The sequence below is a fragment of the Legionella fallonii LLAP-10 genome (genome assembly GCF_000953135.1).
Lineage (GTDB): Bacteria > Pseudomonadota > Gammaproteobacteria > Legionellales > Legionellaceae > Legionella > Legionella fallonii.
On the sequence record NZ_LN614829.1, the window covers coordinates 1 to 14,566 of the forward strand.

Below are 14,566 nucleotides of genomic sequence, written 5' to 3' on the forward strand. Positions count from 1 at the left end.
ATTCGTAATCAAAAGGTCTGCGGTTCGATTCCGCGCAGCGGCATAGTAAAATCAATGGCTTAAGTGAAACAAAGAAAATTTTAATTTGTTGTGTCGAATATGTGTCGAAGTTTGAAATCAGTTGTTAATCTGAATTAAATAAATAAAAAAATGTAGCCTTGATGAAGCCGACTGGCGTAATCAAGGTTTTCATATGCCAGAATATTGAGGTATCAATAATCAATCGCAAGATTAATTCGCGCAGATCCCATTCAGAATTATTCCAATAATTAAGTTGTATATTGATGGCAATCAAAACGAAGTAGGTTCCATTTTGGAACCTACTTCAAAGCAAAGAGATGAAATATGGCAAAAGAATTAACAAGACCTAGCTGGTATAACGATGAATTTTACAATAAATCAAGAACCCCCGAAGAATGGCTATATGAACTTTGGAAAAGAAATACATTTAATCGAGATGAAACTGCCCTTCCTGATTCAATACGCAACCTTTCAATAAAGGAACAAGAGCAATATTTCATTAAAGTTATATTTGAACAAAAAATTGAAAAAATCCTACGTTTATTGAAGCCTACTCCCCCTCGACCAATTAGAGATGTATCAATCAGTGATGTATTCATAATGTATCATCTAGTCACAAATACCGACTGGTATAAAAACAATCCACATCGTGTTGCGTTTGAAAGTGCTATATCTGCAATCACTAATGAAGATGCCTTATCAATGGAGCAAAAGATCGCTTTTCATGAAATGCACGAAACACCCTGGTGCGTATTCTATGAAAATTACCAGCAAGATAGTTGGTGTCCCAAAAAAGAAATGGAGTATTTGAGCGGTCTGCTTTTCTCTCTTGATCCTGCATATTCAAAGAAAGACACCCTTACTGTTTTGAAAAGGAAACTTAATGCATCGGTTGGAAAACTTCAAGACATTCAGGTTCAATTCGATCGCTGGCAAGAAAGTAAAATATTAGCCGTATTTGATTTAAGGCTTTGGTTTAAAATACAAGGAATTGGATTTACGAACATAGGCATTCATAAGCTTATATGGCCTAAAGGTCGTGTTTCTAGTTCTACCGGCCATGAAGTAAATCCATATGACGATATTGATCACAGTATAGATTTGGCGAATAAAGTAATTGATAGAAGCTCAATAAGTTCACTTTTAATTATGTGTGAAGCTAGGAAGTTTAAAAGAGAAACGGTTACCTAATTGGTCATTAATCTTTCGGAATAAAATCTTTCAGTTTTGATTCCGAGAATAATCTATTATTTTTTTGCAAAATTGCCATATGTATGAACTAAAGGAAAACATCATGGCAGTTATTGATTTAAATGATTTTAATAGGTTAGAGATGGCTTTAACAAAAGGGTGCGCACAATATGGGTGGGGAGCTCACTATTATTTTCCTTGTTGTCCCGAAAAAATTGGAATACATCCTCTTGAAGCTTACTTCCAGAATTTTAAAATCGGTGCTGTGTTTGCATATAATGATGACTCACCTAAATTAATTGTACTTGAATTTGTAATAAGTAAGAATAGCTCTTCAATTTTGATAATGTGCGAGAGAGAAGGGCTTATGTCTGAGCGAGAAGGCTTTCAACCATGGTTCATTGCTGAAATTAGATTTGAGAACGGGCTATTTGTTCATAATAAATTACAATCATATTTTGAAAAAGAAGATGCAGATCTGGAATTTCTATCATGTAAAGATAAAGGGGCTGTAGGTCGGTTATTTTGAACCAACCTACTTGCTTAGTCTAAATTGCTAACGAAATATAATATTGTGATATTTCTATCTCAAGTTTATCAATTAAATTTTTAAGACTATCCCTTTTCTTTCTGCGATTACTACGTGAGATCATAGCTTTGTTAGAGAAGAAACGTTGATTTAATTCAGTATGTTCGTTTATAAAACTATTAAATGCATTCATCGCATTGTCATCATAAAAAGGAATTGGTTGTTTGATTCCATCTAAATATGCGATGCATTTTAAGGGGCATAAATCAATAATTTGAATAAATTTTTTATCAAAAGTTAATAGTGATGAAAAAAAATAACGAGCTTCATTACACTTAATGGTTGAATTTTCTTCCAACTGCCGAATATGAAAAAAGTCCCATGCCATATTACGGAGATCTTGAAGGATATCCTCATTATTATTTTGTATTTTTCCAAAAAATTTTATTTTTGTATCATGCTTAAAAAATTCGTAAGCAATGATCAGTTCGCGTATACAGATTGTTGTTAACTCTGTGTCCATAAAATCCAGTAGTTTTTCCATCTTCTGGACAACTGTTAGTTTTGGACGATAGAAATGAATTATTGCTATTTTAAGAAGGATGCAATAATAAAAATCAATTCTTAGATTTAAATGCTCTTTAACATGATCATTAATCTCATACATTATTTTTGCCAGATTTTTCTGGGTTTGAATATTGAGGTGCTCATGAGATAATTTAGATCTAATTTGTTTGTTAGTATGTAAATGCTCCAGGTCAAGTGATCTTAAAATTTCGTAAGCTCTGTATTTTGAGAATATTTTGTCAAAATCAACATCCGATGCTTCCTTTAATAGGTTCTCGTATAAGTAAGGCATTGGATCAACATTTACATCAGTACGAGCTAGAAACTCAAAAACCTCTGTAAAATCAGCAGGAATCCTTTTGCTTGTGTCGTTAATATACGGCTCAAGATAACTTAATGCTTGAGTATCTAAAGAAATTGAATAATCAATTGAAAAAGTAGTGGGGCCTTGAGCATACATTTCTTTTAATGTAGCTCTATCTAAAACCCAAACCTTATCTGTTTTAAAAAGACTGCGGATTACTCCGGTTGCAGAAAAATTATGATTAATAGATAAACCCGGTATTGCCCCATTGGAAGATGCAAATATAAATCGACAATTATGAAGTAACATTTGGTACTCTGTGAATATTTTTATAGCATCTGCTTGGGTTTCTGCCGTACATACCAATGTTGCTGCTTGTCGTATTGTTTCTTCCTTTAAATTCAATTTGCTCTCCTAATGGTAATCTATAACTTTAATTAATTTTAAAAAAACAATATATTACCCGCTTTTATTAACATTAATCATGTCGTATTTTTGTTTGATAAAATGTCGTATTTTTGCTATAGTAATTGTAAGTTCAATAATTTTACAAAACGTATGAAACGCCTAACCCTTAAAAGCAGAATTACTTTAAAAATTCGCCGTTCAAACAAGCAGGTATTTGTGCGTTCTGATTTTAGGAAATTAGGTGATTATGATCAAGTTGGTAGAGTTCTTCGCAATTTAGAAAATGAAGGGGAGATAATCAAAATTGGTTATGGTCTTTATGCAAAAGCACGCATTAATCGTTTAACAGGCAAAAAAATGTTGGCAGCTGAAGGTGGTTTTGATCAGGTTGCACTCGAAGCTTTAAAACGATTACAGGTAAATTGGGAATCAGCCGATGCAGTTAAGGCATATCAAGGCGGTTCTACACAAGTACCAGTGAATACTCAGGTTGTTATTTTGGATAGATTCAGTCGCAAAATAGGTACCGATAAATTTAAACTTGAGTTATTAAAACATGCTAACTGATCCTTCTTTATTTGCTGATGTTGCTGATGCGTTAGGGATTAAAAATCCTGTCATAGTTGAAAAAGATTATTACGCTGTCCAGCTGATTAAGACATTAAGCGCCATTTCTATTGAAGATTACTCTTTAGTATTTTCTGGCGGGACATGTTTAGCCAAAGCACATAGAAATACCTACCGAATGTCCGAGGATATCGATTTTAAGTTAGTACCGTTATCTAATTTTGGTTCACAAAATCAGCAGCGAAAGAAAAGAAGGGCGATTCACGAGCAAATCAATTCTGCATTGGAATCTTCCAACTTATTTAAAATAATAGAGTTTCATAAGTTAAGTGAAGGGAAATACCAAACATTTCTTATCGAGTATCCAATTCATCATCCAAAAATCGATGCTTTACGTCCTCATTTAAAATTGGAGCTTACCTAGTCATGTTTACTTGAGCCTGTTGTAGTAAAACCCATAGCTTCACTCTATGCAGAAGTAGCTAAGGAAAATCCTGAGATTAATAACTTCCCATGTGCAACTATTTCATCAATTGCCAGCGAGAAGTTTGTTGCTTTATTAAGGAGAACAGCTGCTTTTGATAGAGATAATACGAAAGACGATGATGAGACTTTAGTGCGTCATGTTTATGATCTTCATCTTATTCGAGATTTAATTGATGATGCAGGACTAAAAAAGCTGGTGAGCCAAGTTATTCAAATTGATCTTGAGCAATTTGGTAATCAAAGCCCCCAATTTAAAAGTAATCCGATGGCAGAACTACAGCACGGTTTGAGACTATTAGTTAACGATCCAATACATCAAGAAAGATATAAAAGATTTATTGGTCCTTTAGTCTATAATCCAGAAACAGCTGCTTGGCAGGTGGCAATTGATACTATCGCGCGATTTGCAAAAGCATGGTTAGTTAACAAATAGTATCATTCAATATCAATCAAAAAATCCTAAACCTCACCCCTTGACACTCATTTTAAATCACGTTAATAATCTCCCCAGACTTTGAGAAAGCTTTAGTTACACTGATAACGCTTTCAGGAGATTTAAAGTCCCCAGTATTCAGAGCTTGTAGTAGGGTTGTAAGAATAACAACTTAAGTTCTGAGTAGTTGTCTATCCTAAAATAGATGAACTATAGATATGGAATCGACTGGTTTTCAAAACAGCAAGGAGGCTGCTGGACGGCACTTGAGCCGATTGAAACATCAATTGAAGAGGTATTTCTATGTCCATCAACACACCATCTCGCTTACACCTTTTAAACGAATTTGAATCTGCTCCAAATTCAACTCTTTTTAATCAAAATACTATTGCTGCTGTTCTAAACTGTTCAACCCAATTACTTGAACGAAACCGTTGGGCAGGCACTGGTGTTCCTTATATTAAAATGGGTAGAAAGGTTTTATATCGAAAAAGCGAAGTATTAGATTTTCTTCAACGACAAATAACCTATCGGGCAACTTGTGATCAAGAGCAATCACTGGCTTTAGTCAACAACTGATAGAAATATAACAGTTCAAGGAAGGTTATTTTTCTATCAACGATGATTGACCTTTCATGAACTCTCGTGGAGATAGTCATGCATCAAAATCAACAATTAACTATAAACCATTCTCAAGAAACTCGTCCTTTCACTCATGAATACGCGGGTGGTCACTTCAAATTAACCACTAAAGGTATTTTCTTTATTGGTAACGATAAAGAAGGCAATCCATTACCGCCACGTTGGATCAGTTCTCCATTACATGTAGTCGCTAAAACACGCGATGGCAAAAGTGGCGAATGGGGTCGCCTATTAGAATGGCAGGATGATGATAAAGTAACCCATCAATGGGCAATGCCTTTAGCATTATTGCAAGGTGACAGTATCGATGTCAGACGTGAACTAGTCCGCTTGGGTTTAAGTATTTCACCAAGCAAGTCAGCCCGTGATTTACTAGCATCTTATTTACAAGTTGTGGCTGTGGAAGATAGAGCCAGATGCGTAGATAAATTAGGCTGGCATCAGGATGTTTATGTTACCGCCTCAATGTCTATTGGCCAAAGTACCGAAAAAGTCGTGTTTCAAAATACCAACAGCATTGAACCTGCTTTGACTGTATCAGGAACCGTATCGCAATGGCGAGATACCATCGGTCGTTTAGCCACTGGCAATTCACGTTTAGTTTTTGCCATTTCTACAGCATTTGCACCAGTATTAGCGAGTATGGCAGGTGAAGATTCAGGCGGTTTTCATATACGTGGCGCATCTTCATCAGGCAAGACCACCGCATTAAAAGTAGCGGCTTCTGTTTGGGGAGAACCAGATGACTATACTCGCTTGTGGCGCAGCACTGTTAATGGTTTAGAAGGTTTGGCAGCGGTACACAATGATGGATTATTAATACTGGATGAATTAAGCCAGATTGATCCCAAAGAGGCAGGTGAAGCAGCCTATCTACTGGCTAATGGTCAAGGAAAAAATCGCGCCTCCAAGTTGGGAACAATTAAACCATCAAATCGTTGGTCATTGATTTTTCTATCAGCAGGGGAGGAATCTTTGACCACACTGATGGCCAGAGCAGGACAACGTACTAATGCAGGTCAGGAAATCAGATTAGCTGATATAGAAGCCGATACAGGATGTGGTATGGGTATTTTTAACAATATCCACGAATACGATAGTCCATCAAATATTGCCTTAGCATTAAAAGAAGCAGCTAAACAATACCATGGTGCAGTTGGAATGGCATGGCTAAAACATATCGTCACCAATAAGGCTTTATTACCAACCTATCTTGCGGACAAAATGAAAACCATAGTTGAACACTTCACCCAAAACTATTGTTCTGGCCAATTGCAGCGAGTAGCCAGACGATTTGCGCTAGTCGCGATTGCTGGTGAGTTAGCAACAGAATATGGTTTAACGGGCTGGCAAGAAGGTGAAGCCACCAGCGCTGCATTTAGCTGCTTTTTAACATGGCGAGAAGGATTTGGCATTGATGGAAATCGTGAAGATAGAGCCATTCTTTCACAAGTGCGGTCATTCTTCGCATTACATGGCGCAAGCCGTTTTGCCAATGTGAAAAATGCTAATGATGAAAAACTCATTAACCGAGCAGGATTCTATCAAACTGATGAAGAAGGATTTCGGGTATTTTTAGTATTGACGGAGGTGTTTAAGAAAGAACTCTGCGAGGGGTATGATCCCAAAACAGTCATTCAAGTATTGCTGAACGCTGGATGGTTAAGGCCAAGTAAAGAGGGTAACCCTAGTCAAAAACCAAGAATACCTGGTGTGGGTACACCCAGACTTTACGTATTTACACGTAAAATTTGGGATGATGAATAAAATAGCTGGGACACGTGGGACAAATTGGGACATCAAGCCTATCAAGGGTTTGCTTTGTCCCAAGCTCATAAACCTTTTGGGACAATCTGGGACAGTAAGAATCAGTACCAGCAAGCTGTCCCAGATGTCCCAATTGTCCCAGTGTTTATTTATTCAAATACAACCAAAGCGTATTGCGAGATTTAATCCCCATTTCCAGACGAATCATCTGACAAGCCTGAGTATATCCAACCTCAGGTAATAACACTTCCAACCGTTGTTTGGCATACCAATACCGCCAAGTTCTATTGCCGGGTAATTTATGCTGTTTTAATTCATCATGCCAAAACACTTGTAAATACTCATGACCATATTTCTTAATCAGGCTTTTATCATCAGTCAGTTGTTTAAACTCATTTAAAATCGCAAGTTGTTCCTTAGTATCAATGGGAATAACTCGCTCAGAAATGACTAATTGATTATTTTGTATATGGATAGAGACTCTAAATTGCTTAGCCTCAGTAAATGTAAGACCAAAATGAGTCTGCAAGGCCATCATCAAGCGTACTGCTGGATTGATCAAACACTGCCAGAAGTTAGCAGACATTCTGATACGTTTTTTTCGAGGTTTAGGACAAGATAATTGCAGACTGCGATTATCTATATAATGTATACAACAACCGAGATCAGAAAGCACTTTACGAATGATAGTCATATAACGCATGATGGTTAAAGGTTTAATCCTTCGATCCTTCCAACGCTTTACTAGCCAATGAATATGATGTGTTTCCAAATCTTGCCATGAAATGGGTGGCTTCTGAGAAGCATAAAGATCATTAATCATCTTACCCAGAACAAAGGCTCGCCGCTGCCGTTCTTTATAAGTTCCATCTTTGTTTGCTCGCATCAAATGAAAAGCTTGTTTGCGCAAAGAAGTTACTGTCATATCCCACCCCGAAAAAGTGGTTAAAAAGTTATTTGCCCTGTTTGTGTTTAGTGTTGGTCGAGCGGCTCAATCCAAAAAATTGATACCCGGCAAAAGCCGAAATGCTCAAAGAGGGGGCAAATCAATCGCTATAAGGCAAACGATCTCGCCATAGTACAACAAGTTTTTGTAGTGATTTCTCCTTAGGTTGATTATTAAACAAATACGACAAAGCCAAAGGCTTTATCTTTTATCCATGGTCATTATTTTGATGACTTAGAGTCTTTCGACCCGATCCACCGAACGACAGAGTTCCTTGAAGTGATTTCCCAACTGAACGTCCAGCCATAAAGTTAAGGGAATGATATGGCTTAGCATTAGACACCTAGATGTTTCGCAGGGTTTTCACCTGCTCGTCAGTAATGCTTGTGTTCAAATTAGCAAAGTCGAGATCTGGGTGCAATAGGTTTTGGGACCTTATTTTGTTCAATCTTGTGGGGCGCGTTAGGACAAAGGGTGGTTTTAGGCATGATTTTATTCGGCTGTCTCGTTCTTGAATTTTCGCGTCACTGCATATAAATTGCAGTGACGCGAAACAGGTATTTTAAAAGAGTAGTAACCTTATGACTATAATGCCAATCAATCGATTGATTTCTGAACTTGATAACATTCAATACGAAAGTAAATATTGTTGTTTTAGTACCTGTGAGAATAAGCCTATTAATTCACATACAATACCTGAAAATTTTTTGTATAAAATTAATTCTGATTTGCTCAATGTAATGACATTAGAGCCTAGAGTTTATTGGATAATGAAAAATGCTGAAAACAATACATTAACAAATGTTGATAAAGAAAAGTTTTCAACATTTAAGGGATTTTGTATCGATCATGATACAAGATTATTTTTTAAGCTTGATAATTTTGAAGGGAAAATTAACAGTGAAATTGCATTATTAGTTCATTACAGGAATATTTGCTATGGGATACACCATATTCATCTTCAGATGCTAAAAGAAAAGCATCTGAGGAAACAAAATTTTATTGGAAGCAATAATTTGTATGGGGATATCTATACGTTGATTAAATCAGATCGATTATACAATAGACTCAGGTATTGTTTGGATGAGCATATTAAACGCAAAAAAATCATGGAGAAAATGATTAAAAATAATCAATTTGATTCCATTGATTATTTTGTCATGTCCGGTTCTCTAATTAATCCCATATTTTGTGGACGTTCGAGTATAGTTTTACATGAAAATGAAAATATTTTTAAGTTTCCCGGTTATAGTTATATGCCTTGGGTAAGCTATATTTCTTTAATTAATGGTAATACATCGTATCTGCCTTTTTGTTGGCTTAAAGAGGATAAGAATTATTCAAAACAGGCCTTTCAAAAAATGGAGCATTCAACCCATAGAGAGATAGCAACATTGTTAGCTTACGGTGCAAGTGATGCTGTAGCTCTTGATAGAGGTTTGTTTGAAGAACAGAAGCTGACTATTAATTTGATAGCCAACAAATATCGCGTATATTAAAAACTCATTTGGCATCTCTTAGATGCCATTTTGTTGTAAAATTATACGAAAAAACCTGTTCTTATCAAGATTGCTTATAATTCCTTTCTAAGGCTAGACAAATCGGCTCGAGTTAAAAATTCTGATATAATTGCTTCTTTAGCAGCATTTATTTTTGTATTGTATTTTTCTGTTGAGGCGACAAGTATGCATGCTTGCCTCGCTCTTGTTATCCCAACATAATGTAAATTTACGGACTGAATCATCTCGTTTGTATTACCTTTAACAGCTTCATAAGAGGGTATAGTCCATTGGTATAAGTCCAAATGGAAAACTACATCAAACTCAAGACCCTTTGATTTATGCAAGGTCATCAATTGAATATGTGTATCTTTTTGAGGGAAATATGATTGTAAATAAACATCTGAACTTAATACTTCAAATAATGCTCGTTCTGAATCTATCTTTTCCGCATTAGGAATTAACAGTTGAGCGGTTTCTTTTAAAATGTTGTGTGCACCTTTTAATTTATTAAAGTTTTTTTCATTAGTTTCATTTTTCAGCTCAATAAGCTTTAATAAAGATTTTTTATGTGAGTCCTTAAGCGCTTCACCATCCAGATATTTGTCGAATATTTCATTAACATTTAATTTAGAGTCAAACAAACAATATAAACATTCTGAAAAGAACGCTGCCCAAGGCGAACCAAGTGAATCCAATGGCGTATCTTCTCTCAATTGCACCTCATACTTAGTAATATTTTCTTTTATCATTTTTGCAGAAATGTTAGAGCGGCAGAGAATTGCTATTCCTCCAAGCTTCACATCAGAGAACTTTGTTTGTAGTGGTTGTATTGATTTTTCGATCCATTGTGCAATATTGGGATGATGACCTTGAACTATTTTGCTATAAACTCGTTTTTCTTTATCTTGGTTAGTTAAAACAAACTCTGAATTGATGAGTTTTAAAGAGTAAGCTGCAATACTGGGATGACATCGATGGTTTACCGTTAATGGATATTTTTTGAAGTCATCTCTCTGTGTTAGTTCATATAAATAATCAGAACTTTTTCCTGCAAATGCGTAGATAGACTGATCTAAATCTCCGACAGCGATAGCAATAAGCCCCAAATTAAATAGTTCCATGAAAATCAGATGTTGCTCTTTCCCCGAGTCTTGATATTCGTCAATGATAACGTGTGAATATCTTGCCTTCATATATTCTCTTAAAATTCGATTTTTTCTTAGTAGGTTAATGGCTAATCGGCCAGATAATTCTAAGATTACTTCTCCTGAGCAGTATAAGTTTTTTATAGAATTCCATGATATTTTCACAATACCCTCTGGACATAACTGTTTTAAAAGTTGAGATTCGTCTGCTTTAATGATTTTTACATCATCAACGTTGGGCAAACCGAACTTATGACGTAAAAATGGGATTACAATTTCGGTTAAACAAAACTTATCAATGGTTCCAAAAAAGCTCGATTTTATTTGAACCCCCAAGTTCAAAACACGATGTTTAAGTTCTGTGCTGGCTTTATTTGTAAAAGAAATTGCAATCACGCCCTTATAATCTGGAAGTGTTGGAAGAATATCTCTTATTTTATATGACAATGTAAACGTCTTCCCGCTTCCTGGCCTTGCAACTACGACACAGGAATTTAATTCATCTAATATTTTTTTTTGTTCGAGAGTAGGGATATTCATTTCAGGGATGCACGCTCAACACACTTATAAAGTGGTTCAGATATATCTGAATCATTTAGATCCGCAAGTGAGTCGTAGTTCTCTTTTAAGTATTCAAACATACGTTCTCCTTTATATTCTTTCATTAATTCAATCAGATTTTGCTCATCAGAGGCTTCGTACCATTGTTTTAAGCTATTCTTTAATGCAGATTTGGCAAGGTCAGTTTCTAAATCAGTTTCAGAAAAAAATATATCGTAATGCTTTAGTTCATTTTTCAGGTTAGCAACAGTATCTTTTAATAACTCTGGAATTTCTCTTTTATGAAGTTTTTTATGTGAGTCGCCTAAAGCCTGAATCAATGTTTCGGTATTAGAATTAATATTTTGATTGTACTTATTTAATATTGCCAATCCGCGCTGTAAACCAGCGGCTCGATAGTATGTTTTCTTTGGTACTTTAAAAATATCAAAATCAGTTTTTACAATAAACCGGACTCCAAGATTAATATAAACTTCTATAAATGTCTCAAATCCAATTCCTTCAACAGGGATGATACTGATATTATATTTATCAAGATCAATATCCAGCCTTTTTGCTAGTGCTTTATAAAATAAAGTTTCTGAGACACCTTCAACTAGAAATACAACCGTACTAAAAAAACCTTCAGCAGGAATTGCGTTTAAACGATGACCAAAATTATACAAACTATTTTGAATAATCGGACTACAACCATCGCTTGCAGCATAAGAGCCATTTTCATTTCTTGACAGACTTACAATCGAATTATGTTCAAACTCACAAGTAATATATGGTGAATGTGACGTCAGTAGTATTTGTCCTTGAAGTTTGCTTGATAAATAATGTGAGAGTTTTCTTTGTTGATGGGGATGAAGATGTGCTTCTGGTTCTTCAATGCAGTTAATGGAAATTTCTGTTGGGTCATATTGTAATACTTTTCTTTGTGCTGACCAAATAGCCAGATAGATTTGATTATTTTTGCCATCGCCCCCTAGAGCCACAGTTTTACCTTCCTGTGAAGACGAAAGCGAGAGGTTATCAATATACTGTCTAATATCAGAAGCCCCCGTATCAAAACCCACATTGTAGTTTTCATTTAAGACTGACAACGAAGCTAACTCAGAGTTTAGGTTATTGGTTGCCTTGGAAACAAAATTTAATCCAGCGATCTCAGTTCCTGCACCTTTCAATATTGTTTCAATATTTTTCAACGAAGCATCGTCCTGTTCAATCTCATCCTCAGTGCGATTATCTCGTGCATTTCCAAGTAGGTGCTTCTTTTCTCTCTTAATAAAGGCATTTAGATCTCGGTTACTGCTAATGTAGTGAAGATTGAGAACTTTAAGATAAAAGCGAGTCTCACCATCTTTTAAATTATCCATTGATGGGCCAACTCTTATTTTATAGTTTTTTTGGCCAGTTGAAGGATCGCGAATTGCTTGATATTGAATAATTAGCTCATCTTTGTCACTAATATTTTCTTTAAAGCGTGATTTTATGCAGTCTTCTGTTGCTTCGTGAAAATGGAGAGTGATTTCGATTTTATGAGTATCTTCAAAAGCATAAAAATCAGCATCACTTGGCTCAATTTCAGCATCAGACAAATTTCGATCTAAGAGTAGTCGAATTGCTCTAAGGAAGTTAGATTTTCCTATATCATTAGGGCCAATTATAAGTGATTTTTTATTAAGACTTACGGTGGTTTTTTTGAAATTTCGAAAACCATTAATCAATACCCTTTTTAATAACATAAAATCAACCTCTGTTTAAATAAAAAGCTTCGAATTATCTGATCTATTTATTGACCAATTTATTGTTAAGGTTTCTGTAAAATTAAATTTTTCTTTCTTATATGTAAATTGGCTGATTTTAAAAGAGGTATTACAGATAAGACTAGAAGAAAAAAATAAAAAATCAAATGATATCACTGAAGGTTGTATTATCGTCTAAATATTAAACAACAATCAATCACTATAAATCATCAATATGATCTTCTGGCGGGTTATTAATTCGTTTTATTATTGTTCCTTTAATTTGGCCGACAATGTCTGCCAAATTGGTATGAGATTATTTTAAATATGGAACGCTGCGCACTCCAAAATGAGAGAGGTATTTATATCTGCTCTTTATTTATAGCTTGTATACTGATTACTTCAGCCGATTCAATCACTCCCATGCACTTTAAAATATAATCTGTAATCAGTTGCATAGGCTTTCTCAGACGTTCCACATCAACAATAATATATCCGGCGGTAACATCATTACTCATTTTATGATTCATTAGTCGTTTTAGTGCATAAGCAGGGATATCCAGACTTTCGGCAATGGTAATAAATGTACGTCTTAAATCATGAACGGTGAAATGTACGCCTGATACTTTAGTAACATATGCCATTTGTTTGCGTGGTTCGATAATGTGTCCTGCTGCTCCGGAACCTGGAAAAACAAAGTTTGTTGTACACCTTTGTTTACGAGATTCTAGCAGATCATACAGATAATCAGAAAGGGGGAGGGTGTGTGTTTCGTTGTTTTTGGTTTTGTTAATTGTTAATGTTTTGGCATTTAAATTTATGTCTGTCCATTTTAGGGTGGCTGCTTCTCGTCTGCGTAATCCAGTTAATATAATGAGTAACAAGTAATCTCGTAGGATTGGATTTTGTGATGATTGAAGTCCAGTGTACCACGCTACTAATTCATTAGGCTTAATGTAGGTCTGACGACGTTCGATGCGATACCAGGCTCGTGTTTGCGAAAGTCTTCTTACGGGATTTTCTAATATGAGCGATCTTCCTTTGGCATCTTCATATTGGCCAGCAGCAAAATTAAATAAAGCACGTAGTATTCGCATGGAAAGATTTGCATACGCTTCGCCATGTTCTTGTCCCAGCTTTGTATGGTGTTTGGCAATGCGATCTTTAGTAATGGATAGGATGGGTTTACTTCCCCAGCCGGGAAATGCTTTGCTTAAAACTTGTTTGTAGTTAGCTATGGTTTGGGGCTTGAGTGTTTTTCTTGCTTGAAGATAATCGGCAAAGACATCGTTTAAGGTAATTTCTCTCATGATGGTTGCTTTCTTTTCTGCAACAGGGTCTATGCCCATGGCGATTTGACCAAGAAGTTGAAGGGCTTTGTTTCTTGCCATTTCAGGGGTTAATTCTGGGTAATGGCCTAGGGTGATTCGGCTTAGTTTTCGGTTAATTAGTTTCTCGACAAAAAAAGCTTTAGTGCCGCCTGAGGTTACCCTAACTCCAAAACCTTTGAGGTTATCATCGTAGTATTTTTTCTGTGCAGTTTTACCTACCTGTTGTTTTTCTGGGATAGGTAAACTCTCAACGGAAGACTTATTTATTCTCATAATTAATCCACTTTTTTATCAATTGTGTCGAACATGTGTCGAAGAATTGCTTCAAAACTACTCAAAGAACTTATAACTTATTATAGGTGTAACCACAATGAAATAAAAGGATATTAAAAGAAATTAAAATTATGTCGAAGTGCATAAAAAGGCCAATTTCGTT

At 35.5% G+C, this 14,566-nt stretch carries 11 protein-coding genes and 1 pseudogene; 7 read left to right on the top strand and 5 right to left on the bottom strand.

Going from position 1 to position 14,566, the window contains the following annotated elements:
- The first annotated feature begins 345 nt into the window (after positions 1-345).
- Positions 346-1,212, top strand: a complete 867-nt coding sequence (locus LFA_RS18615; protein WP_045097964.1) for a hypothetical protein — start codon at positions 346-348, stop codon at positions 1,210-1,212.
- Between the two features lie 103 nt (positions 1,213-1,315).
- Positions 1,316-1,741, top strand: a complete 426-nt coding sequence (locus tag LFA_RS18620; protein ID WP_045097965.1) for a hypothetical protein — start codon at positions 1,316-1,318, stop codon at positions 1,739-1,741.
- Between the two features lie 19 nt (positions 1,742-1,760).
- On the opposite strand, the gene LFA_RS18625 is transcribed toward LFA_RS18620, so the two are convergent.
- Positions 1,761-3,017 (bottom strand): hypothetical protein, encoded by a 1,257-nt coding sequence (locus LFA_RS18625; protein WP_045097966.1) that lies wholly within the window; start codon positions 3,015-3,017, stop codon positions 1,761-1,763.
- Between the two features lie 90 nt (positions 3,018-3,107).
- Between LFA_RS18625 and LFA_RS18630 the strand changes: the two genes are divergently transcribed.
- The 4 genes and pseudogenes from LFA_RS18630 (at position 3,108) to LFA_RS18645 (ending at position 6,915) form a co-directional block, all read left to right on the top strand.
- On the top strand, positions 3,108-3,587 hold the full coding sequence (locus tag LFA_RS18630) for a DUF6088 family protein (protein WP_231865962.1): 480 nt from the start codon (positions 3,108-3,110) through the stop codon (positions 3,585-3,587).
- A pseudogene (locus LFA_RS20430) lies at positions 3,577-4,506 on the top strand (nucleotidyl transferase AbiEii/AbiGii toxin family protein). The gene LFA_RS18630 and the pseudogene LFA_RS20430 overlap by 11 nt, the downstream one beginning before the upstream one ends.
- Positions 4,507-4,809: 303 nt before the next feature.
- On the top strand, positions 4,810-5,085 hold the full coding sequence (locus LFA_RS18640; protein WP_045097968.1) for a MerR family transcriptional regulator: 276 nt from the start codon (positions 4,810-4,812) through the stop codon (positions 5,083-5,085).
- 78 nt (positions 5,086-5,163) lie between these two features.
- Entirely contained in the window at positions 5,164-6,915 is a 1,752-nt protein-coding gene (locus tag LFA_RS18645; RefSeq protein ID WP_045097969.1) for a DUF927 domain-containing protein, read from the top strand.
- A gap of 145 nt (positions 6,916-7,060) precedes the next feature.
- Here the strand turns inward: LFA_RS18645 and LFA_RS18650 are convergent, their stop codons facing one another.
- Positions 7,061-7,840 carry a hypothetical protein gene (locus LFA_RS18650; protein WP_045097970.1) on the bottom strand — a complete coding sequence of 260 codons (780 nt, stop codon included), beginning with the start codon at positions 7,838-7,840 and terminating at the stop codon, positions 7,061-7,063.
- Between the two features lie 602 nt (positions 7,841-8,442).
- Between LFA_RS18650 and LFA_RS18655 the strand changes: the two genes are divergently transcribed.
- Positions 8,443-9,360, top strand: a complete 918-nt coding sequence (locus LFA_RS18655; RefSeq protein ID WP_045097971.1) for a hypothetical protein — start codon at positions 8,443-8,445, stop codon at positions 9,358-9,360.
- Between the two features lie 74 nt (positions 9,361-9,434).
- Here LFA_RS18655 and LFA_RS18660 read toward each other — a convergent pair whose 3' ends face one another.
- The 3 genes from LFA_RS18660 to LFA_RS18670 form a co-directional block, all read right to left on the bottom strand.
- Entirely contained in the window at positions 9,435-11,048 is a 1,614-nt protein-coding gene (locus tag LFA_RS18660; protein ID WP_045097972.1) for a UvrD-helicase domain-containing protein, read from the bottom strand.
- Positions 11,045-12,799, bottom strand: a complete 1,755-nt coding sequence (locus tag LFA_RS18665; protein WP_045097973.1) for an ATP-dependent nuclease — start codon at positions 12,797-12,799, stop codon at positions 11,045-11,047. Before LFA_RS18665 ends, LFA_RS18660 begins: the two co-directional genes overlap by 4 nt.
- 362 nt (positions 12,800-13,161) lie before the next feature.
- A complete protein-coding gene (locus tag LFA_RS18670) occupies positions 13,162-14,403 on the bottom strand; it encodes a tyrosine-type recombinase/integrase (protein WP_045097974.1) in 1,242 nt (413 codons plus the stop codon).
- Positions 14,404-14,566 lie beyond the last annotated feature (163 nt).